Below are 22015 nucleotides of genomic sequence, written 5' to 3'. Positions count from 1 at the left end.
CGGGGCGCAGACCCCGCGGAGCAAGCCTGAGAGGAACACACTGTGAGTCATTTATTGGATCAACTGCGGTTTTTCAACCGTAAGCAAGGCGAGTTTTCCGATGGTCACGGCGAGACCCGCAAGGAATCCCGGGATTGGGAGAACGTCTACCGCTCCCGCTGGCAGTACGACAAGATCGTGCGTTCCACCCATGGGGTGAACTGCACCGGTTCGTGCTCGTGGAAGATCTACGTCAAGAACGGCCTGATCACTTGGGAAACCCAGCAGACCGACTACCCGCGTACCCGTAACGACCTGCCCAACCACGAACCACGCGGCTGCCCTCGCGGCGCGAGCTACAGCTGGTACATCTACAGCGCCAACCGGCTCAAGTACCCGAAAATTCGCAAGCCATTGCTCAAACTGTGGCGCGAAGCCCGGCAGACCCTGGCGCCGGTGGAAGCCTGGGCCAGCATCGTCGAGGACAAGGCCAAGGCCGACTCCTATAAAAGCAAGCGCGGCATGGGTGGCTTCATCCGTTCCAACTGGGACGAAGTCAACGAGATCATCGCCGCGGCCAACGTCTATACCGTCAAGGAACATGGTCCGGACCGGGTAGTGGGCTTCTCGCCGATCCCGGCCATGTCGATGGTCAGCTATGCCGCCGGCTCGCGTTACCTGTCGCTGATCGGTGGCGTGTGCCTGAGCTTCTACGACTGGTATTGCGACTTGCCGCCAGCCTCGCCGATGGTGTGGGGCGAGCAGACCGACGTGCCGGAATCGGCCGACTGGTACAACTCCAACTACATCATTGCCTGGGGCTCCAACGTCCCGCAGACCCGTACCCCTGACGCCCACTTCTTCACCGAGGTGCGCTATAAGGGCACCAAGACCGTGGCGATCACCCCGGACTATTCGGAAGTCGCCAAGCTCACCGACCTGTGGCTCAACCCCAAACAGGGTACCGACGCCGCGCTGGCCCAGGCCTTTAACCATGTGATCTTCAAAGAATTTCACCTGGACAAGCCGAGCGCCTATTTCACCGAATACGCCAAGCGCTACACCGACCTGCCGGTGCTGGTGATGCTCAAGCCGATGCTCGGCGCGGCGCCGGGTGCGGGTTACCAGCCGGACCGTTTCCTGCGGGCCAGCGACCTGACCGACAACCTCGGCCAGGACAACAACCCGGAATGGAAAACCATCGCCCTGGATGCCGCCGGCGAACTGGTTTCGCCCCAAGGCTCCATCGGCTATCGCTGGGGTGAGAAGGGTAAGTGGAACATCCTGCCGCGTGAAGGCGGCGAGGGACGTGAGATCGACCTCAAGCTGAGCCTGATCGGCGGCGATGTCGCCGAGGTGGCGTTCCCGTACTTCGCCGGAGAAGCCCAGGAGTACTTCCAGCATGTGGCCGGTGACGCGGTGCAGTTCCGTCGGGTGCCGGTGCACAGCGTGGTGCTGGCCGATGGCAGCGTGGCGAAAGTCGCCACCGTATTCGACCTGTCGGCGGCCAACCTGGCGATCGACCGTGGCTTGGGCGGCGCCAACGTTGCCAAGGACTATAACGACGCTTCGGTGCCCGGCACCCCAGCCTGGCAGGAACAGATCACCGGTGTGAGCCGCGAGAAGGCGATCCAGATCGCCCGCGAGTTTGCCGACAACGCCGACAAGACCCGTGGACGCTCGATGATCATCGTCGGTGCGGCGATGAACCACTGGTACCACATGGACATGAACTACCGCGGGCTGATCAACATGCTCATGCTCTGCGGTTGCGTCGGCCAGACCGGCGGCGGCTGGGCCCACTATGTCGGCCAGGAAAAACTCCGTCCGCAATGCGGCTGGCTGCCGCTGGCCTTTGGCCTGGACTGGAACCGTCCGCCACGGCAGATGAACGGCACCAGCTTCTTCTACGGCCACAGTTCGCAATGGCGCCACGAGAAGATGAGCATGCACGATGTGCTCTCGCCCCTGGCCGACAAATCGCAGTTCCCCGAGCACGCGCTGGACTACAACATCCGCGCCGAACGGGCCGGCTGGTTGCCGAGCGCACCGCAGCTCAACACCAACCCGCTGCACATTTGCCGGGACGCCGCCGCTGCGGGCCTGGAACCCAAGGACTACGTGGTCAAGTCGCTGCAGGACGGTTCCCTGCGCTTTGCCTGCGAGCAGCCGGACAGCCCGGTGAACTTCCCGCGCAACATGTTCATCTGGCGTTCCAACTTGCTGGGCTCTTCGGGCAAGGGCCACGAGTACATGCTCAAGTACCTGCTGGGCACCAAGAACGGGGTGATGAACGAAGACATCGGCCATAGCACCGAGTGCAAGCCCACCGAAGCCGAATGGGTTGACGAGGGCGCCATTGGCAAGCTCGATCTGGTGACCACCCTGGACTTCCGTATGTCCTCCACCTGCGTGTATTCCGACATCGTCTTGCCGACCGCCACCTGGTACGAAAAAGACGACATGAACACCTCGGACATGCACCCGTTCATTCACCCACTGTCGGCCGCCATCGATCCGGCCTGGGAATCGCGTTCGGACTGGGAAATCTACAAGGGTATCGCCAAGGCATTTTCCGCCATGTCGGTCGGTCACCTGGGCGTGGAAAAAGACCTGGTCACCGTACCGCTGATGCACGACAGCGTCGGCGAACTGGCCCAGCCATTCGGCGGCACCGACTGGAAAAGCGCCGGCGTTGCACCGGTCCCGGGCAAGAACGCGCCGAACCTGCAAGTGGTGGAACGCGACTACCCGAACATCTACAAGCAGTTCACTTCCCTGGGCCCGATGCTGGAAAAACTCGGCAACGGCGGCAAGGGCATCAACTGGAACACCGATACTGAAGTTAAATTCCTCGGCGAACTGAACCACAAGGAAGTCGAGGCGGGCATCAGCCAAGGGCGGCCGAAGATCGACAGCGCCATCGACGCTGCCGAAGTGATCCTGTCCCTGGCGCCGGAAACCAACGGCCATGTCGCGTTGAAAGCCTGGGCAGCGCTGTCGGAATTCACCGGCATCGACCACAGCCATCTGGCGGTGTCCAAGGAGCACGAGGCGATTCGCTTCCGTGACATCCAGGCCCAGCCACGCAAGATCATTTCCAGCCCGACCTGGTCTGGCCTGGAAGACGATCACGTGAGCTATAACGCCGGCTACACCAATGTCCATGAGTCGATCCCATGGCGCACCATCACCGGCCGCCAACAGTTCTACCAGGATCACCCGTGGATGCAGGCGTTCGGCGAGCAGCTGATGAGCTATCGGCCACCGGTCAACACCCGCACCATCGCCGGCGTGAAGGGCAAGCGCAGCAATGGCGAGACCGAGATCGTCCTGAACTGGATCACCCCGCACCAGAAATGGGGGATCCACAGCACCTACAGCGACAACTTGCTGATGCTGACCTTGAGCCGTGGCGGACCGATTGTCTGGCTCTCGGAAATCGACGCCAAGCGCGCCGGTATCGAGGACAACGACTGGATCGAATGCTTCAACGTCAACGGCGCGCTGACCGCCCGCGCGGTGGTCAGTCAGCGGGTCAAGGAAGGCATGGTGATGATGTATCACGCCCAGGAACGGATCGTGAACGTGCCAGGTTCGGAAACCACCAAGACCCGTGGCGGCCACCACAACTCGGTGACCCGCGTGGTGCTCAAGCCCACCCACATGATTGGCGGCTACGCCCAACAGGCCTACGGCTTCAACTATTACGGCACGGTCGGTTGCAACCGCGACGAATTTGTCGTGGTGCGCAAGATGGTCAAGGTCGATTGGCTCGATGGTTCCAGTGGCGATGATTTGCCGCGTCCACTGCCGACTGATATCGAGGAGAACTGAGATGAAGATTCGCTCACAAATCGGCATGGTCCTGAACCTGGACAAATGCATCGGCTGCCACACTTGCTCGATTACCTGCAAGAACGTCTGGACCAGCCGTGAAGGCATGGAATACGCCTGGTTCAACAACGTCGAATCCAAGCCTGGCATCGGCTATCCCAAGGAGTGGGAAAACCAGGACAAGTGGAAGGGCGGCTGGATCCGCAACGCTGACGGTTCGATCAACCCGCGCATCGGTGGCAAGTTCCGTGTACTGGCGAACATCTTCGCCAACCCGGATCTGCCGAGCCTGGACGACTACTACGAGCCGTTCGACTTCGATTACCAGCACCTGCACACCGCACCCCTGGGCGAGCACCAGCCCACCGCGCGACCACGTTCGGTCGTGTCCGGCAAGCGCATGCAGAAAATCGAATGGGGTCCGAACTGGGAGGAAATCCTCGGCACTGAATTCGCCAAGCGGCGCAAGGATAAGAACTTCGACAAGATCCAGGCGGACATCTACGGCGAGTACGAAAACACGTTCATGATGTACCTGCCGCGCCTGTGCGAGCACTGCCTGAACCCGGCGTGCGCGGCGTCCTGCCCGAGCGGTGCGATCTACAAGCGCGAGGAGGACGGCATCGTCCTGATCGACCAGGAAAAATGCCGCGGCTGGCGCATGTGCATCAGCGGCTGCCCGTACAAGAAGATCTACTTCAACTGGAAGAGCGGCAAGTCGGAAAAATGCATCTTCTGCTACCCGCGCATCGAAGCCGGGATGCCGACTGTTTGCGCTGAAACCTGCGTTGGCCGCATCCGTTACCTCGGCGTGCTGCTGTATGACGCCGATCGGATCAGCGAAGTGGCAAGCACCGCCAATGAGCAGGACCTGTACGAGAAGCAACTGGAGATCTTCCTCGACCCGAACGACCCGGCGGTGATTCGCCAGGCCCTGGCCGATGGCGTGCCGCAGTCGGTGATCGATTCGGCGCAACGCTCGCCGGTCTACAAAATGGCCGTTGACTGGAAACTCGCACTGCCGCTGCACCCGGAATACCGCACCTTGCCAATGGTCTGGTACGTGCCGCCACTGTCGCCGATCCAGAATGCTGCCGCGGCTGGCACCGTAGGCATGAACGGGGTGATCCCGGACGTCGACAGCCTGCGCATCCCGCTGCGCTACCTGGCGAACATGCTCACTGCCGGTGATGAAAAACCGGTCAAGCGTGCCCTCAAGCGTCTGCTGGCGATGCGTGCCTACAAGCGTTCCGAACAGGTCGATGGCGTGCAGGATCTGCAAGTGCTGGCCGACGTCGACTTGAGCGTGAACCAGGTGGAAGAGATGTACCGCTACCTGGCCATCGCCAACTACGAGGACCGCTTCGTCGTGCCAAGCGCCCACCGCGAAGACGCCATGAGCGACGCGTTCGCCGAGCGTTCCGGTTGCGGTTTCAGCTTTGGCAGTGGTTGCAGTGGCAGCTCCGACACCAACATGTTCGGTGGCAAGAAGACCAACCGCCGCGACGTGATCAAAACCGTGCAGTTGTGGGAGGAATGAGCATGCGCATTCTCAAGGTGATTTCGTTGCTGCTCGACTACCCGACCGAGACCCTCGTGGCCGGTCGGGATGAGCTGGAACAAGCGATTCTTCAAGCGCGGGAAATCAGCCCCGACCAGCGCGCCGGGTTGTTCGAATTGCTCGAGGTGATTTGCGGCAAGGACCTGATGGACGGCCAGGAGCACTACGGTGCGCTGTTCGGTCGCGGCCGTTCGCTGTCGCTGCTGTTGTTTGAACATGTCCATGGCGAATCCCGCGACCGTGGCCAGGCCATGGTCGACATGATGGCCCAGTACGAAGAGGCCGGTTTCGCCATCGGCGTCAAGGAACTGCCTGACTACATCCCGCTGTACCTGGAGTTTCTTTCCACCCGCGAAGACATCGAGGCCCGCGAGGGCCTGGCCGATGTAGCGCATCTGCTGGCCTTGCTCGCCGCGCGTCTGGACGAGCGCGAAAGTGCCTACGCCAGTTGCTTCCGGGCTTTGCTGCAGATATCCGGCGCTGAACCGCAGGTGGCGGTGGCCGAGATGCTTGAGCAAGTAAAGGCCGAGCCACGGGATGACTCCCTCGAAGCCCTGGACAAGATCTGGGAAGAAGAGGCGGTGGATTTCATGAAGGCCGAGCAGCAAGACCGTTGCAGCTCGATGCCCAGCGCGCCGGGCAAGGCGCGGGACGAAAGTGCGGTGCCGCTGCACTGGGTGGATTTTCAGCATGAAGGGCTGGCCGCCGCGCCAGCCGGGGAGGTGGGCAATGTCTAAATGGGATCTGTTGTTGTTCGGGGTCTACCCCTATGTCGCCCTGGCGATTTGCCTGATCGGTAGCTGGGCGCGGTTCGACCTGTCCCAGTACACCTGGAAGGCCGGCTCCAGCCAGATGCTCAACAAGCGCGGCATGCGCGTGGCCAGCAACCTGTTTCATATCGGCGTGCTGTTCGTGCTGGCCGGGCACTTCGTCGGCCTGCTGACACCCTCGGCGATCTACCACCATGTGTTGAGCACCGAGAACAAGCAGTTGCTGGCGATGGTCTCCGGCGGTTTCTTCGGCGTGCTGGGCCTGATCGGCCTGGTGATGCTGCTCAACCGTCGCCTGACCGACCCACGGGTTCGCGCCACTTCCAGTACGTCGGACATCCTGGTGTTGGTGGTGTTGCTGGTGCAACTGGTGCTGGGGCTGATGACCATCGTGGCGTCCACCGCTCACATGGACGGTTCGGTGATGGTGATGCTGGCCGACTGGGCCCAGAACACCGTGCTGTTGCGTCCGGTTGAAGCCGCTACCGCGATAGCGCCGGTGGGCCTGGTCTACAAGCTCCACGTGGTGTTGGGCCTGACCCTGTTCGTGTTGTTCCCCTTCACTCGTCTGGTCCATATCGTCAGTGCGCCGGTGTGGTACCTGGGACGTCGTTATCAAATCGTTCGGCAGAAGTTCTGAGGAGAAGATCATGGCGAGTGGATGCGGATGTGGCGGTAGTGGTGGCGGCAGCGGTGGCTGCGGTTCTTCAGCAAAAGCGGCACCGGTGATGGCGCCGGTGGCCGATGCCGAACCGGTGGGGGCGGTGCAGTTCGAGCCGGCCCAGGCCGGGCCGGTGGCGGAAGATCAAGCGCCACAGTTGATTGCCAGCAGTGAGCAGGAGTGGCCGATCATCAGCGTCAACGGGGTGCCGGTCACCCCGCAGGCGATGGCCCTGGAGCTCCAGTATCACCCGGCTGACAGTCGTGAAGAGGCGGTTTACCAAGCGGCACGGGCCCTGGTGATCCGTGAATTGCTGCAACAACGTATCGCCGAACTGGGCCTGGCGTTGCAGGTCGGCGCCGGTGAAAACGAAGAGGAGGCGGCCACGCGGCTGCTGCTCGAACGTGAGGTGCAGGTGCCGCAGTGCGACGAGGCCACCTGCCTGCGTTATTACGAAAGCAACCGGGCGCGCTTTCACAGCGCGCCGTTGCTGGCGGTGCGGCACATCCTGCTCGAATGTGCGCCGGACGATGCCGAGGCGCGCAGCCTGGCCCATGTACAGGCCGAGCTGCTGCTGGAGCGGCTGGATCAGTTCCCGGGCAGTTTTGCCGAGTTGGCGCTGAAGCATTCGGCGTGTCCATCCAAGGCGCAGGGCGGCTCGCTGGGGCAGATCAGCAAGGGCCAGACGGTGCCTGAACTGGAGCGCCAGTTGTTCACCCTGCCGGCGGGCCTGGCCAGCAAACCGCTGGAAAGCCGCTATGGCTGGCACGTGATCAGCATCGACCAGCGAATCGATGGCCAACCATTGCCGTACGAGGCGGTGGCGACGGCGATTCGTACCCAGTTGCAGCAGGGCGTGTGGCAAAAAGCGCTGGTGCAGTACCTGCAAACCCTGATCGGTGCGGCGGACATTCGCGGCATTCACCTTCAGGGCGCCGACTCGCCGCTGGTGCAGTGAGCACGGGCTCAATCGGGAGATCTTCATGAACGCGGTGTTGCAGGACGGATTTGGGCGCCAGATCGATTATTTGCGGATGTCGGTGACCGATCGTTGTGATTTTCGTTGTGTGTACTGCATGGCGAAAAACATGACCTTCCTGCCGCGTCAGCAAGTGTTGACCTTGGAGGAGTTGCAGCGCATGGCGCGGCTGTTCGTCGGCCTGGGGGTGAAGAAAATCCGCCTGACCGGTGGCGAGCCGCTGATCCGTCCGGGCATCGTCGGGCTGTGTCGCGAGATCGCGGCATTGCCCGGCCTGCGCGAACTGGTGATGACCAGCAACGGCTCGCAGCTGGGGCGGCTGGCCCAGCCGCTGGTCGAGGCCGGGGTCAAGCGCATGAACATCAGCCTCGACAGCCTGCACGGCGAACGTTTTCGGGCGATCACTCGCAACGGCAACCTGGACCAGGTGCTGGCCGGCATCGAAGCGGCGAAGGTCGCCGGGTTCGAGCGGATCAAGCTCAACTGCGTGGTCATGAAGGGACGCAACTTCGATGAAGTCCCGGCGCTGGTGCAGTACGCCATCGACCAACGCATTGACATCAGCTTCATCGAGGAAATGCCGTTGGGGGAGGTCGGGCGTTCCCGGGGCGAGTCGTTCTGTTCCAGCGATGAGGTACGGGCCGAGATTGCCCGCCATCATCGCCTGCTCGACAGTGCCGAGAGCAGCGGCGGGCCGGCGCGCTATGTGCGCCTGGAGCGTCATCCGGATACCCGGATCGGTTTCATTTCGCCCAATACCCACAACTTCTGCGCCAGTTGCAACCGCGTGCGCATGACCGTCGAAGGGCGCTTGCTGTTGTGCCTGGGACAAGAGGACTCCCTCGACCTACGCGGTTTGCTGCGGCGTTATCCGCTGGATGACCAACCGGTGATCCAGGCGGTGCAGCAGGCACTGCGCGGCAAGCCACTGCGCCATGATTTCAACCCGGGTGGGGAAGTGCAGATTGTGCGGTTCATGAACATGAGTGGTGGTTAGGTAGAAAAGGTTTGTGTTGGATACAAATCTTACAGTCACCCCAAAACTCCTGTGGGAGCGATCCTGCTCGCGAAGGCGGTGGGTCAGCTTGCATTGATGTTGAATGTGCAGGCCTTTTCGCGAGCAAGCCCGCTCCCACAGGAGATCTGTGGGGAAGCCAAATCCAATGGTCAGCCGGAAACCAATGTGGGAGCGAGCCTGCTCGCGAAGGCGGTGGGTCAGCTTGCATTGATGTTGAATGTACTGGCCTCTTCGCGAGCAGGCTCGCTCCCACAGGGGATCTGTGGTGCTTGCAAAAATGACTTTTCGAGCCTGAATGTGGGTCGCTCCCGATTCTTGATGTCGATCAATTGCAACCCTGCTTTTTGTCCGTACCCTCCACTGCATATTGTGTTTAAAGATATCAAAAAGCCTATATGTAGTGTTTGGAGCCAAAATGCAGAGCACGTTGATCTCAGTAGGGTGTAACCGCTTGCACAAGCGCGATGGCAGTCTGGTCGCCTTTGATGCGGACAAAATCCGCCAGGCGCTGATCGCCGCTGGCAAGGCCACCGGCGAATACGCCGAAGCCGAAGCCGAGGCGTTGCTTGAGGCGGTGTTGGCGCGGTTGGAAGGGCAGACACGGTTGAACGTCGAGCAGATCCAGGACCGTGTCGAACGGGTGCTGATGGACGCCGGTTTCTTTCTCTCCATGCGTGCCTACATCGTGTATCGCGAGCAACACGGACGCCTGCGCCGGGATCGCCGCACGCTGGTGGAAGTCGCCACGTCGATGAACGAGTACCTGGATCGCGAGGACTGGCGCGTGCAGGCCAACGCCAACCAGGGGTATTCCCTCGGCGGGCTGATCCTCAACGTATCGGGCAAGGTCACCGCCAACTACTGGCTCGACGAGGTCTACAGCCAGGCCATAGGCGAGGCGCACCGCGAGGCCGACCTGCATATCCACGACCTGGACATGCTCGCCGGCTACTGTGCCGGCTGGTCCTTGCGCACCCTGTTGCACGAAGGCCTCAACGGCGTGCCGGGGCGGGTCGAGGCTGGGCCGCCCAGGCATCTGAGCAGCGCCCTGGGACAGATGGTGAATTTCCTCGGCACCCTGCAAAACGAATGGGCCGGCGCCCAGGCGTTCAGCTCGTTCGACACTTACCTGGCGCCTTATGTACGCAAGGACCAGCTCAGCTACGACGAGGTCCGCCAGTCGTTGCAGGAATTCATCTACAACCTCAACGTACCGTCGCGCTGGGGCACGCAAACGCCGTTCACCAACCTGACGTTCGACTGGGTCTGCCCACAGGATTTGCGTGAACAGATCCCGATCATTGGCGGCGAAGAGATGCCGTTCGCCTACGGTGACCTGCAAACGGAAATGGAGCTGATCAACCGCGCCTACATCGAGGTGATGCAAGCCGGCGATGCGAAAGGCCGGGTCTTCACCTTCCCGATCCCGACCTACAACATCACCCACGACTTCCCGTGGGACAGTGAGAACGCCGACCGGCTGTTCGAAATGACTGCCCGCTACGGCTTGCCGTATTTCCAGAACTTCCTCAATTCGGACATGCAACCCAATCAGGTGCGGTCGATGTGCTGCCGCTTGCAACTGGACGTGCGCGAGTTGCTCAAGCGCGGCGGCGGCTTGTTCGGCTCGGCGGAGCAGACCGGTTCCCTGGGCGTGGTGACGATCAACTGTGCCCGCCTGGGCTATCTGTACAAGGGCGACACCAGCGCGTTGCTGCAACGCATCGATACCCTGATGGAACTGGCGAAAGAGAGCCTGGAGGTCAAGCGCAAGGTCATCCAGCATCACATGGATGCCGGCTTGTACCCTTACACCAAGCGCTACCTGGGTACCTTGCGCAATCATTTCTCCACCATCGGCGTGAATGGCCTGCACGAAATGCTGCGCAATTTCACCGATGACCAGCAAGGCCTGCACACCGAGCAAGGCCGGGCGTTCGCCCTGAAACTGCTGGACCACGTGCGGGCTACGCTGCTGCGTTTTCAGGAAGAAACCGGCCACCTCTACAACCTCGAAGCCACGCCCGCCGAGGGCACTACGTACCGCTTCGCCAAGGAAGACCTCAAACGCTACCCGGACATCTTGCAGGCCGGCAGCCCGGTCGCGCCGTACTACACCAACTCATCGCAACTGCCGGTGGGCTTCACCGAAGACCCGTTCGAAGCCCTGGAGTTGCAAGACGAACTGCAATGCAAATACACCGGCGGCACCGTGTTGCACCTGTACATGGCCGAGCAGATTTCCTCCACGCAAGCCTGCAAGCAACTGGTGCGCAAGGCCCTGGGACGTTTCCGCCTGCCGTACCTGACCATCACGCCGACCTTTTCCATCTGCCCGGTGCACGGTTACCTGGCCGGCGAACACGAGTTTTGCCCCAAATGCGACGAGGCCTTGCTGCTGCAACAACAGCGCCAGGGCAGCGTTCACTGATCCGATCCATCGACCGCAAGGAGCTTCACCCATGAATGCATCGCAAAGCCTTTCACAAGCAGAGCGTCAACGTTGCGAAGTCTGGACCCGAGTGATGGGTTATCACCGTCCGGTAGCGGCTTTCAACCCGGGTAAACAGTCCGAGCACCGCGAGCGGGTGCACTTCACCGAACGCGCGGCCGGGCGTCCATGAGTCGAGTGCTACGGGTCGGGGGCATGGTGCCCCTGACCACCCTCGATTATCCGGGCCAACTGGCGTGCGTATTGTTTTGCCAGGGCTGTGCCTGGCGTTGTCGTTATTGCCATAACCCGCAACTGATCCCGCCGCGCGGCAGCGAGGAGGTGGATTGGTGCCGGGTATTGGCGTTCCTGCAACGCCGTCAGGATCTGCTCGACGCCGTGGTGTTCAGCGGCGGCGAGCCAACCTTGCAGGACGGCCTGGCGCCGGCCATGGAGGAAGTGCGGCAGCTGGGCTTTCGCATCGGCCTGCACAGCGCCGGCATCAAGCCGGCGGCCTTCGCCAAAGTGGTCGGGCTTGCCGACTGGGTGGGTTTCGACGTTAAGGCCTTGCCCGAAGATGCCCTCGACGTGACCCGGGTCGAAGGCAGCGGCGCCGCCAACTGGCGCAGCCTCGACCACCTGCTGGCCAGCGGCGTGGATTATGAATGTCGCACGACGGTGCACTGGCATCTGTTCGACCCCGAGCGATTGCTGACCCTGGCCCGACGCTTGAACGAGCGCGGCGTCACGCGTTTCGCCGTGCAACTGGTGCGCACTGCGCGGATGCTCGACCCTCATCTTTCCAACGTTTCGGCACAAGCCCTGCAGCCTGAACTGTGGGCCGCCATGCGCGAGTTGTTCCCCTCGTTCGTACTACGCAGTTGAGCGAGCGTAGGGATGAACGACCGACAGCGGCCCGGGATGACCGGGCCACACTTTTTTAAGGTTTTCAAATGCGCTGCCAACCGGCAGGTAGTTGAACAGGGAGCATTTGATATGACCAGACTCACCACCGCCCAACGCATCGTGATCGGCTTTGCCATCGCGCCACTGGCGTTGATCGCCTTGGCCCTGTACGCCTTGAGCGACCTGGCGATACTGCGCGACCAGGCCGAGCAGATCGTCAGGCAGGATTGGCCGAAGATCGATCCGATCATGGTGATCGCCACGGGTGTGCGCGATAACGCCAGGAACACCCGAGACTTGTTGATCGACAAAAACAATGCGCAAGTCCAGCTATCCATCGACGCTACCCGTCAGCGGATTACCCAGGCCTTCGCCACACTGGAACCGCTGTTCGATCAGCCTGAAGGCAAGACCGCATATGCCGAGTTGAAGAAACGTCGCAAGGCCTATGTGGCAGCCTTCGTTCAGGTGCAGGCGTTGATCCGCCGGGGCGCGACGGACGAGGCGATGACGCAGCTCAAGCAAGGCGTGATTCCGGCGGAGCTTGAGGTGTACGAAAGCCTCGAAGGGATGATGGTGATGCAGGGCAAGGTTTTTGTCGAACGTGAGCAGCTGGCCCAGGCGCGCTACAACGATGCGCGGCGCAATATGTTGGCGTTGGTGCTGGCTTGCCTGGCCCTGGTAACGACCGTGGCGATTCTGGTGACCCGCAGCGTGACCCGGCCCCTGGGCGGTGAACCCAATGACGCGGCGCGAGTGCTTAACCTGATCGCCCAGGGCGACCTGACGATCCGCGTGCCCGTGGGCGTCGGCGCCAATGACAGCGTGATGAGCAACATGCACGACATGCAGCAGAGCCTCAACAGCATGGTCCGGCACATTGCGGCTTCGGTGGATCGGGTGGCCAGTTCCTCCGAAGAACTGAGCGCGGTGAGCAGCCAGACCAGCAGTACCTTGCAGCTGCAAGGGCATGAAATCGAACAGGCGGCCGCAGCGGTGAACCAGATGACCGCTGCGGTGGATGAAGTGGCGCGCAATGCGGTGAGTACCAGCGAAGCCTCGCGAGTGTCCGAGCAAACGGCCCAGCGCGGGCGTGAACAGGTCCAGGAAACGGTGGCTTCCATTACCGCGCTGGCCGAAGGGGTGACGGACAGTTCCGGGAGAATCCAACAGTTGGCCGGGCGGGTGCAGGACATCAGCTCGGTGCTGGATGTAATCCGCAGCATTGCCGATCAGACCAATCTCCTGGCACTGAACGCCGCCATTGAAGCGGCCCGTGCCGGCGATGCCGGACGTGGCTTTGCGGTGGTCGCCGATGAAGTCCGGGCGCTGGCTCATCGAACCCAGGATTCGACTCGGGAAATCGAGGGCATGATCGGTAACATCCGCCTGGACAGCGGGCACGCGGTGAGCGCCATGCAAAACAACAGCGAACTGGTGCAGGCCACGCTGCAAGTGGCCCAGCGCTCCGGCGATGCCCTGGACGAAATCGCCCGCTCGATCTCGCAGATCAACGATCAGAACCTGATGATCGCCAGCGCCACCGAACAGCAAGCCCTGGTGGCGCGAGAGGTGGATCGTAACCTGGTGGGCATTCGCAACCTGTCCGAACAGGTCATGCTGGGCGCCCGGCATACCGACACGGCGGGTCAGGACCTGGCGCAGATGGCCGGGTCACTGCATGAGACGGTGGCGCGGTTCAAGGTGTAGGCGGGGCAATGTCAGAGCCTAAGCTCCCACAGGGTTTTGTGTCGAATCCGAATGTTGTGGGCAACATAAATCCAATGTGGGAGCGAGCCTGCTCGCGATAGCGGTGGGGCAGCTTGTGGTGATGTTGGTTGTGCCGACGTCTTCGCGAGCAGGCTCGCTCCCACAGGATTTTGTGTTGTGTTCGGGGGCTATCACCATCCCCAGAATTGCAACCACCAGCCATAACCCACCAGGCCGCTGGCCAAGACCAGGCATGCCATGGCTGGCAATCGCTGGATCGGTGATACCTCTGTTTGCTGCAGGCGTTTCCAGCCCAGCCATAAACTCCAGGCTATCGCCGCTAGCAGCAGCCCGGCCCGAGCCGGTTGTACCCATTCCAGCAGTAGTCCTTCATAGCGCAGCAGTTTGACCGTGGTGGCCGACAAGCCGAGGAACAACCCTGCGCCACCAAGGGGTGTCAGGGTGATGGTCAAGGGCCGATATTCTGCGCTATCCCCCGAGAGGCGTGCTGCCAGGCGCATCAGCAGCATCAGCCAAGTGCCTATCAACAGCGCACTCAGACCCAGGTACGCAACGATGCAAAACCCATCGAGCCAACTGAAACTGTCATTGAGTTGCGGATAGTGCGTCAACAGCCACCAGGGCGCGTTGTCCTGGAGTGCCCAGAGCCAATCATGACTGACCAGCCATTGCGCCAGGCTTTGCTTGAGGGCAATGAACCAGGGGCTGACAGTCCACTGGAAGGCGCCCATGGCCAGGCCGATGACACCGAACAACAGTAAGCGAACATCCCAGGACGAGAGGGTGTCAGCCGTTGAGTGAAGGATTTCCTCGCTGCTGGAGCGGGCAATCAGGCGCACCGCATCGCGCTGGCCGCTGCAGCGACCACAAGCGTGGCAATCGGCGGCGCCGCGCATACGGCGGATGTCCAGCAAGGGCGCGCAGTTGGGAGGAGGGCGACGTGGTGCGGGGTTTTCCAGCCAGCGTTGTTCGTCCACCTGAAAGTGCACCGGCGCCAAGCGGGCGAGCAGGGAAAAGACGCCGCTGACCGGGCACAGGTAACGGCACCACACCCGCTTGCCGCGGGCGAACAACAGGCCGACGATCACCGCGGCGACGGTCGAGCCTCCCAGGATCAGTAACGCCGCCTGGGCATAGTCGTAGACGCTGATCAGTTGACCGTAGAGAGTGGTCAGGCAGAACGCCAAGGTGGGCCAGCCAGCCCAGCGCAACCCGCGTGGCATTCCCAGGCCCTTGCCGTACTGGCTGGCCCATTCACTCAGGGCGCCTTCCGGGCACAGCACGCCACACCAGAGCCGCCCGAACAACACGATCGACAGCAACACGAACGGCCACCACAGGCCCCAGAACAGAAATTGCGCCAACAGCGTGAGATTGTCGAACAAGCGTGCCTGGCTGCTGGGCAATGGCAGCAGGGCCGGTACCACCAGCAGCACCGCATAGAACAGCACCACCGCCCATTGCACGGCACGAATGGTTGCACCGTGGCGCCGCATGCCGTCGCCCACGCGTTGGAGCCAGGGGGTCAGGTCGGGCATGGCAGGTTTTGCGTCTTGCGCGGCCGCATCCAGCCGGCGACGACGCCCCAATAGCTCAGCCACACCAGTACTGTCATCGCACTCGGGCTGGCCCGATAGCCGGTGAAATCCGCCAGGAACCCGCCGAAACCATGGCCGTCGTCGAGTATCGCGCTGCTGTCCCACAGCGCGTCGCCAATGCCGCGATACACCGCCTCAGACCAATCCATCGCGAGCAATTGCCCGCCGACCCGCTCGATACCGCTGACCAGCAACGCCGCCCCCAACAGCAGCAGGATCGCTTCGCTGATGGCAAAGAAGCGCGGCCATGAGATGAACCGGCGACTGCTGTGCAGCAAGGAGACGGTCAGCAGTGACAGCACCAGCCCGGCCAGTGCACCGACGGCGAACAAGCCCAGTTGCGGCCCTTGCAGACGCGCGCCGGCACCATACAGGAACACCACGGTTTCACTGCCTTCGCGGCTGACCGCCAGCAGCGCCAGCAGCAACAGCCCCAGACCACCCTGGCGGCTCAGGCGCTGGTCGGCGTGGCGTGTCAGGTCATGCTTGAGCGTCCTCGCGTTTCGGTGCATCCAGGCGACCATCTGCACGATCAGCAGGCTGGCGACCAGTGCCAGCGACGCCTGGAACCATTCATTGGCCGTCCCGCTCATGGCCTCGCCGGCCAGCAGGATCAGGCCGGCCAGCACGCCCGAAAGCAACAGACCCAGCGCGGCGCCGGCCCATACGTAGCGCAACAGCTGGCTGGCCTGGTGCTGCCGGCTGACCCAGGCCTGAAGAATTCCGATCACCAACAGCGCCTCGACGCTTTCGCGCCAGACAATAAACATCGATTGAGTCATGCAAACGCCTCCTGCCGGCCGATTACTGGGCGAGAATTCCGCCCTCGGGCAGTTGTGGATTGAATTCGTCGAAAAACGGATAGTGCCCGGGGCGCAGCGGGTGGATGACCACGAAGGTCGTGACGCCGGGCGAGAGCACTTTCTCGACGCGCAGAGGCGTGCTTTCGAACTCCGCCGGGCCCTGGCCGATGTTTTTCAGCACGATCTTGAACCGTTGCCCGGCCGGCACTTGCAGTTGCAACGGCGTGAAATGCCCATCGCGCATGCTCAGCTCGTAGGTCGGCAGTTCGGCTTGGGCGATCGAGGGCAGCAGCAAACCGGCCAGCGTCAACCAGGCCAGGCGTCGATGCGTCGCGACGTGCCATGGGCAGGATGAGCGGCGCATGCTCAGTACCCGCCTTTTTTACCGATCCCGGCGTAGACGAATTCGTAATGCAGTTCGCAGCGTTCGAACCATGGCGCCACGCCGGTTTCCTTGTCGGTATGACGACCGAGGGAGCCATGACCGCCGGGTGGCAGGATGGTGAACGTCAGTTGATATTTGCCTGGGCCAAGCAGCTTGACGTTGTCGCCATAGTGCGGCCCGTCGTTGGCGACCATGGCGTGGAAGTCACCCTTGAGCTCGGTGTCGTTGCCTTGTTTCTTCAGTTGGAACGACACATTGAGGTAGGGCACGAAACTGCCTTCCTGGAAGCCTTGCTGGTTGTCTGCCATGGCGCGGATGTCGGCTTCCAGGTGCACGTCGGAATCGGCCGTGGCTCGCATCATTCCGGCCGGGGCCATTTCAATCGGCTGTAAATACACCGCACCGACCTCCAGCCCCGGGCACAGTTGCGGTTCGCCGATGGGGTATTCCTTGGCCTGGGCCAGTGGCGCGAGAAACAGCAGGGCGAGAGACAGCGGAGCAAGGGTACGCATGATGACTTCCTGGTTGGCTAAAGGATGGCGCCGAGTCTAGGAAGCTTTGCTGAGAATAATAATGATTCTTGTCAATTTTTAGCGTGAATTTTCGAACGCCGAATGCCGGCTCATTTGCGCACGGTTGTTCTTGATCGGGATCAAGGGGCTCGGCGCCCTGACGCGGTAGGGTACGCGCACACCCATCGGCTATACGGGGTCGTCATGGCAAAGCCCTTTCCCATCAATCCCAAACACCCAGAGCGCATTTGCTGGGGGTGTGATCGTTACTGTCCGACCAGTGCGCTGGCCTGCGGCAACGGCGCCGATCGCACGATGCACCCGGCCGAGATGATCGGGGAGGATTGGTATCTGCATGGGGATTGGGGGCTGGAGCTGGTCGACATTACGGCTAAGGTCATCGATCCAAGCGCCACTCACGTGAAGGAATAAGGTGAGGGAATAGGGGTAAACCTGTGGCCAGAGATTGCTCCCGCTGGACTCTGTAGGAGCTGGCGAAGCCTGCGATCTTTTGATCTTTTGATCTTTCGCTTGAGATTCAAGTGTATTGGGAAAGATCGCAGCCTCGTTGCACTCGACAGCTCCTACACAGCTCCTACACAGCTCCTACTCTGCTGCTACGCTCCAGCGGGAGCAATCTCTGGGCACGGTGTTTTACAACTTTGGCAACTGCCCGATCCGGCCCATCATCTCGGTCACGATCTGCAAGTCCAGCAGGAACTGCTCCACTGTCTTGAACTCGTTGTCGTTGTGGCCGGTGTACTTGACGTCGGGCATGGCCAGGCCGAACTGCACGCCATTGGGCAAGTCATGAACCGAAGTGGCGCCGGCGGAGGTGCCGTACTTGTGTTCCATGCCCAGGCTTTCACTTGCCACGGCCAACAGTGCCTTGACCCATTCACCTTCAGGGTTGCGGTACATCGGCTCATCAATGGAATAGTCGAAAGCTACCGCGACGTGGGAGTTCTTGCTCCAGGCAGCCAGTTTGTCGGCGATTTCAGTCTTGAGGGCTTCTGTGCTCTTGCCCACCGGCACCCGCAAGTTGACCGCCAACTTGAAGGTCTTCTCATCCAGGGCGACGTAGGTCAGGGACGCGGTCAGCGGGCCCATGAAGGCATCGGAAAAACCAATTCCCAGTTTGCTGCCCAAATAGTCCAGCCCCCAGTTGTCGGCGGCGTAGCGGGCGGCGTCGGTAACGTGGTTGCGTTTGAGCGCGACCTTGCCATCGAGGCTATTGATGAAGTCCAGCATTCTTGCCACGGGGTTGACGCCTGACTCGGGCTCGGAGGAGTGGGCGGAAACGCCGGTGAAAGTCAGATTGACGTCCTTGCCGACGACCTGGGTGCTCGCTTCGAAGTTGCCACCGTTGCGCTTGGCATAGTCGGTAGCGGCCTTGAGCAGGCTGGCGGCCAGTTCGGCGGGCTTGTCGCTGGCGAAGGTGGCAACGGACGTCGACGGAATCTGATTGGTCGCCAGGCCGCCCGTCAGCGCGGTAATTTCTGCCCCCTTGCCCTGGGCGGTGCGCCGGGTGAAGTTCGCCATGATGGTGCCGTAGCCTTTCTCGGCAATCACCACGGGGTAGCCGCCATCCAGTGCCAGGTTGTATTTGGGCGTCGGGTTGCGTTCGAAATAATAGGGAATGGCGTCGCCGGTGGTTTCCTCGGTGGTGTCGATCAGCAGCTTGAAGTTGCGCGCCAGTGGCAGCTTCTCTTCCTTGATGATTTTCATGGCATAGAGCGCGACCACGATACCGTTCTTGTCGTCCTCGGTACCGCGGCCATACAGGCGGTCGCCCACCAGGGTGACCTTGAACGGGTCGAGACGGGTGCCATCTTTCAACACCCAGTTTTCCGGCGTTACCGGCACCACGTCGGCATGGGCGTGAATGCCCACGACTTCGTCGCCGCTGCCCTCAAGGGAAATCTCATAGACGCGGTTGTCGACATTGCGGAAGTTGAGGTTGAACGCCTCGGCCAGGCTTTTGATCTTGTCGGCGATCTTGAGGAATTCCGGGTTCTCGTGCTGGGCAACACCGTCCTTGCGAAAGGTCGGGATGGCGACCAGTTCCTTCAGCGTCTCGGTGGCTGCTTGGCCATATTTCACGCGGGCATAGAGGCCCAGCAGGCGATGGATTTCATTCTGCTGTTCAGCCGAAAGGGTTTTGTTGCCCTGGAACGCGCTGATAGCCGGGCCGAGGTTGGCAGTTTTGCCCAGGTCGCTCTTGGCCACATCGACCAGGAATTGTCTGAAATCGGTGACTGAGGTGCCGGAGAAGGTTTTGACGATGGCTGCGCCCTGTTGGGCGCTGATGTTGGCGAAGGCTGGTGTGGTGATCGAAGCGAGGCTGGACAATAGCAGGGTGGTCACGGCCAGGTGTTTGAGCGAGAAGTCCATTGCTGGGCATTCCTTTGCAGACGGTAGGGGGGACGTGTCTGATTTGATGACACAAACCGTTGCAACCTAACACCGCGAGGAAGTGGTGGGGGAGTCCTGCAGGGGAATCTGTCGCACCGCGAAGCAAAAACGGCGCAGAAATGAAAAATGGCGCAGGGCCATCAAACACCCGAGAACCTACTGTGGGAGCGAGCCTGCTCGCGATGAAGGCGGCACATTCAACATCAATGCAAACTGATCCACCGCTTTCGCGAGCAGGCTCGCTCCCACAAGGGATCTGCAGAGGACATAAATGTTATGAGCACCTGCAGCCTAATGTGGGAGCAAGTTTGCTCCCACAGGGGCAGGGCTGAGTATTGGTTTAATGCGGTGCGCGCGGAATTGTCTTGAGCAGGTCTTCAGGGCTGATATGGCCGACCACCGGTTGCGCGGTGCTGCCGGGCAATGGCAGGTCGAGGATGTGCCCCTTGATCTTGCCGACCACATGCATCTCGCAGGGCTTGCAGTCGAACTTCAGGGTCAGCACTTCATCGCCGTGTATCAGCTGCATCGGCGCGACCTTGGTGCGTACGCCGGTGACGCCCTTGGCCTGCTTGGGGCAGAGGTTGAACGAGAAGCGCAGGCAGTGCTTGGTGATCATCACCGGCACTTCACCGGTTTCCTCGTGGGCCTCGAACGCCGCGTCGATCAGCTTGACGCCGTGACGATGATAGAAGTCCCGGGCCTTCTGGTTGTAGACGTTGGCCAGGAACGACAGGTGCGACTCCGGGTACACCGGCGGTGGGTTGGTCTCGGCCTTGCGGCCACCGCGTGGGTGGGCGTTGATGCGGGCGGCGGTCAGGGCCTCGATGGCTTCGCGGCGCAAGGCCTTGAGCTGCGAGTTGGGGACGAAGAACGCCTGGGGCGCATCCAGCTCGATCGCGGTCGCGTGGTATTCGGTGGTGCCCAGTTGGCCGAGCAGGTCGTGCAATTGCTCCAGGGCCTGTTCTGGCTTGTTGGCTTGGCCGAACGGTCCGTCCAGGGCGACGCTGGCACTGATGCTTTCTTCGCTGGTGGCGGTCAGTTCCAGGCGCGCTTCATGCAGGCGTGCAACCCAGGCCAGGCCGACACGGCGTTCGGAGGAGGTCTTGAGCAATGCCTGCTGCCAGTTGTGATCCAGGTTGCGGCTCAACGGGTGGTTGGGGCGCAACTGGTACATGCCGGCCGGCATCTCGTTGGGTTCGACGCGGTAGCGGTAACGCTTCTGGCCGTCCTCTTCGAATTCACCCTTGGGCTCGGCGATGTTGGCGCGGAAACCGACGACTTCGCGCTTGACCAGCACATTGAGGCCGTCGCCGTTGGACAGCGGATCGAAGGTCACCACTTGCAGATCGCGTTTGCCGACTTTTTCCACCACGCCCACCGGCACGCCGGTAAAGGTCGGCGAATCGAAGGCACCGATGTCGATCTTGCGCTCGCTGACGAAATAGTCGGTGCTGCCACGGTGGAAGGTCTTGTCCGGGTCGGGGACGAAGAAGTGCGCGGTACGGCCGCTGGACGCGCGGGCCAGGTCCGGACGGTCTTCGAGGACATCGTCCAGCCGTTGGCGGTAATAGGCGGTGATGTTCTTCACATAGCCCATGTCCTTGTAGCGCCCTTCGATCTTGAATGAGCGCACGCCGGCTTCGACCAGGGCGCGGATGTTGGCGCTCTGGTTGTTGTCTTTCATCGACAGCAGGTGTTTTTCGTAGGCGACCACCCGGCCTTGGTCGTCCTTGAGGGTGTAGGGCAGGCGACAGGCCTGGGAGCAGTCACCACGGTTGGCGCTGCGGCCGTTCTGGGCGTGGGAGATGTTGCACTGGCCGGAAAACGCCACGCACAGCGCGCCGTGGATGAAGAACTCGATGGCCGCGTCGGTCTCGTCGGCGATGGCGCGGATTTCCTGCAGGTTCAGCTCACGGGCCAATACCAATTGCGAGAAACCGGCCTGGTCGAGGAACTTTGCCCGGGCCAGGGTGCGGATGTCGGTCTGGGTGCTGGCGTGCAACTCGATGGGCGGGATATCCAGCTCCATCACCCCCAGGTCCTGGACGATCAACGCATCGACGCCGGCATCGTATAACTGGTGGATCAGTTGGCGGGCCGGCTCCAGCTCGTTGTCATGCAAAATGGTGTTGATGGTCGTGAACACACGGGCGTGGTAGCGCTGGGCGAACTCCACCAGCCGGGCAATATCGCCCACTTCGTTGCAAGCGTTGTGACGCGCGCCGAAACTCGGGCCACCGATGTACACGGCGTCGGCGCCATGCAGGATAGCCTCACGGGCGATGGTCACGTCGCGGGCGGGGCTGAGCAATTCCAGATGATGTTTGGGCAAGGACATTTGTTTTTAGTCAGGCTGGTCACGGTCGAAGCGAGCATTGTAGCCGCCAGGCGCCTTGCAGGCACCTGTGGACTTGGGTTTGCACGAG

The 22015-nt window shown here is 61.6% G+C and carries 17 protein-coding genes; 11 read left to right on the top strand and 6 right to left on the bottom strand.

Annotated elements, in window-relative coordinates; translation table 11 throughout:
* Positions 1-42: 42 nt before the first annotated feature.
* The 10 genes from AACY31_RS17085 to AACY31_RS17040 all read left to right on the top strand — a co-directional run bounded on the left by AACY31_RS17085 (position 43) and on the right by AACY31_RS17040 (position 13852).
* Positions 43-3816 carry a nitrate reductase subunit alpha gene (locus AACY31_RS17085; RefSeq protein ID WP_339480814.1) on the top strand — a complete coding sequence of 1258 codons (3774 nt, stop codon included), beginning with the start codon at positions 43-45 and terminating at the stop codon, positions 3814-3816.
* Position 3817: 1 nt separating this feature from the next.
* A complete protein-coding gene (gene narH, locus AACY31_RS17080) occupies positions 3818-5356 on the top strand; it encodes a nitrate reductase subunit beta (protein WP_339504847.1) in 1539 nt (512 codons plus the stop codon).
* A 2-nt stretch (positions 5357-5358) separates the two neighbouring features.
* Entirely contained in the window at positions 5359-6114 is a 756-nt protein-coding gene (gene narJ, locus AACY31_RS17075; protein ID WP_339480810.1) for a nitrate reductase molybdenum cofactor assembly chaperone, read from the top strand.
* Positions 6107-6787: a respiratory nitrate reductase subunit gamma gene (gene narI, locus AACY31_RS17070; protein ID WP_339480808.1), complete on the top strand. Its 681-nt coding sequence runs from the start codon at positions 6107-6109 to the stop codon at positions 6785-6787. Before narJ ends, narI begins: the two co-directional genes overlap by 8 nt.
* Positions 6788-6797: 10 nt before the next feature.
* Positions 6798-7766, top strand: a complete 969-nt coding sequence (locus AACY31_RS17065) for a peptidylprolyl isomerase (protein ID WP_339491927.1) — start codon at positions 6798-6800, stop codon at positions 7764-7766.
* 25 nt (positions 7767-7791) lie between these two features.
* On the top strand, positions 7792-8784 hold the full coding sequence (gene moaA / locus AACY31_RS17060; RefSeq protein ID WP_339480803.1) for a GTP 3',8-cyclase MoaA: 993 nt from the start codon (positions 7792-7794) through the stop codon (positions 8782-8784).
* A gap of 436 nt (positions 8785-9220) precedes the next feature.
* Positions 9221-11236, top strand: a complete 2016-nt coding sequence (locus AACY31_RS17055; protein WP_339480801.1) for a ribonucleoside triphosphate reductase — start codon at positions 9221-9223, stop codon at positions 11234-11236.
* A 31-nt stretch (positions 11237-11267) separates the two neighbouring features.
* The gene (gene nrdD, locus AACY31_RS17050; protein WP_339504844.1) at positions 11268-11429 is read left to right on the top strand and encodes an anaerobic ribonucleoside-triphosphate reductase; all 162 of its coding nucleotides are present in this window, start codon (positions 11268-11270) and stop codon (positions 11427-11429) included.
* Positions 11426-12121 carry an anaerobic ribonucleoside-triphosphate reductase activating protein gene (locus tag AACY31_RS17045; protein ID WP_339480800.1) on the top strand — a complete coding sequence of 232 codons (696 nt, stop codon included), beginning with the start codon at positions 11426-11428 and terminating at the stop codon, positions 12119-12121. Before nrdD ends, AACY31_RS17045 begins: the two co-directional genes overlap by 4 nt.
* Positions 12122-12232: 111 nt before the next feature.
* Positions 12233-13852, top strand: coding sequence for a methyl-accepting chemotaxis protein (locus tag AACY31_RS17040; RefSeq protein ID WP_339504842.1), 1620 nt, complete (start codon positions 12233-12235; stop codon positions 13850-13852).
* Positions 13853-14043: 191 nt separating this feature from the next.
* On the opposite strand, the gene AACY31_RS17035 is transcribed toward AACY31_RS17040, so the two are convergent.
* The 4 genes from AACY31_RS17035 to AACY31_RS17020 are packed head-to-tail and all read right to left on the bottom strand — an operon-like array spanning position 14044 to position 17171.
* On the bottom strand, positions 14044-15411 hold the full coding sequence (locus AACY31_RS17035; protein ID WP_339491922.1) for a 4Fe-4S binding protein: 1368 nt from the start codon (positions 15409-15411) through the stop codon (positions 14044-14046).
* On the bottom strand, positions 15399-16253 hold the full coding sequence (locus AACY31_RS17030) for an FTR1 family iron permease (protein ID WP_339504840.1): 855 nt from the start codon (positions 16251-16253) through the stop codon (positions 15399-15401). Before AACY31_RS17030 ends, AACY31_RS17035 begins: the two co-directional genes overlap by 13 nt.
* A 22-nt stretch (positions 16254-16275) precedes the next feature.
* Entirely contained in the window at positions 16276-16638 is a 363-nt protein-coding gene (locus AACY31_RS17025) for a cupredoxin domain-containing protein (RefSeq protein WP_339491918.1), read from the bottom strand.
* A 2-nt stretch (positions 16639-16640) separates the two neighbouring features.
* Positions 16641-17171 carry an iron transporter gene (locus tag AACY31_RS17020; RefSeq protein ID WP_339480794.1) on the bottom strand — a complete coding sequence of 177 codons (531 nt, stop codon included), beginning with the start codon at positions 17169-17171 and terminating at the stop codon, positions 16641-16643.
* Positions 17172-17375: 204 nt separating this feature from the next.
* Between AACY31_RS17020 and AACY31_RS17015 the strand changes: the two genes are divergently transcribed.
* Positions 17376-17603, top strand: coding sequence for a DUF3079 domain-containing protein (locus tag AACY31_RS17015; RefSeq protein WP_339480793.1), 228 nt, complete (start codon positions 17376-17378; stop codon positions 17601-17603).
* Positions 17604-17825: 222 nt separating this feature from the next.
* Here AACY31_RS17015 and AACY31_RS17010 read toward each other — a convergent pair whose 3' ends face one another.
* Positions 17826-19565, bottom strand: coding sequence for a dipeptidase (locus AACY31_RS17010; RefSeq protein ID WP_339504838.1), 1740 nt, complete (start codon positions 19563-19565; stop codon positions 17826-17828).
* A gap of 361 nt (positions 19566-19926) precedes the next feature.
* Positions 19927-21927 (bottom strand): peptidase U32 family protein, encoded by a 2001-nt coding sequence (locus AACY31_RS17005; protein WP_339504835.1) that lies wholly within the window; start codon positions 21925-21927, stop codon positions 19927-19929.
* Positions 21928-22015: the final 88 nt, after the last annotated feature.

Origin of the sequence: Pseudomonas sp. RL_105y_Pfl2_101 (genome assembly GCF_963970585.1) — a bacterium.
Lineage (GTDB): Bacteria > Pseudomonadota > Gammaproteobacteria > Pseudomonadales > Pseudomonadaceae > Aquipseudomonas.
Note: the sequence above shows the minus strand (reverse complement) of the source record. Positions and strands in the feature narration are given on the sequence as shown.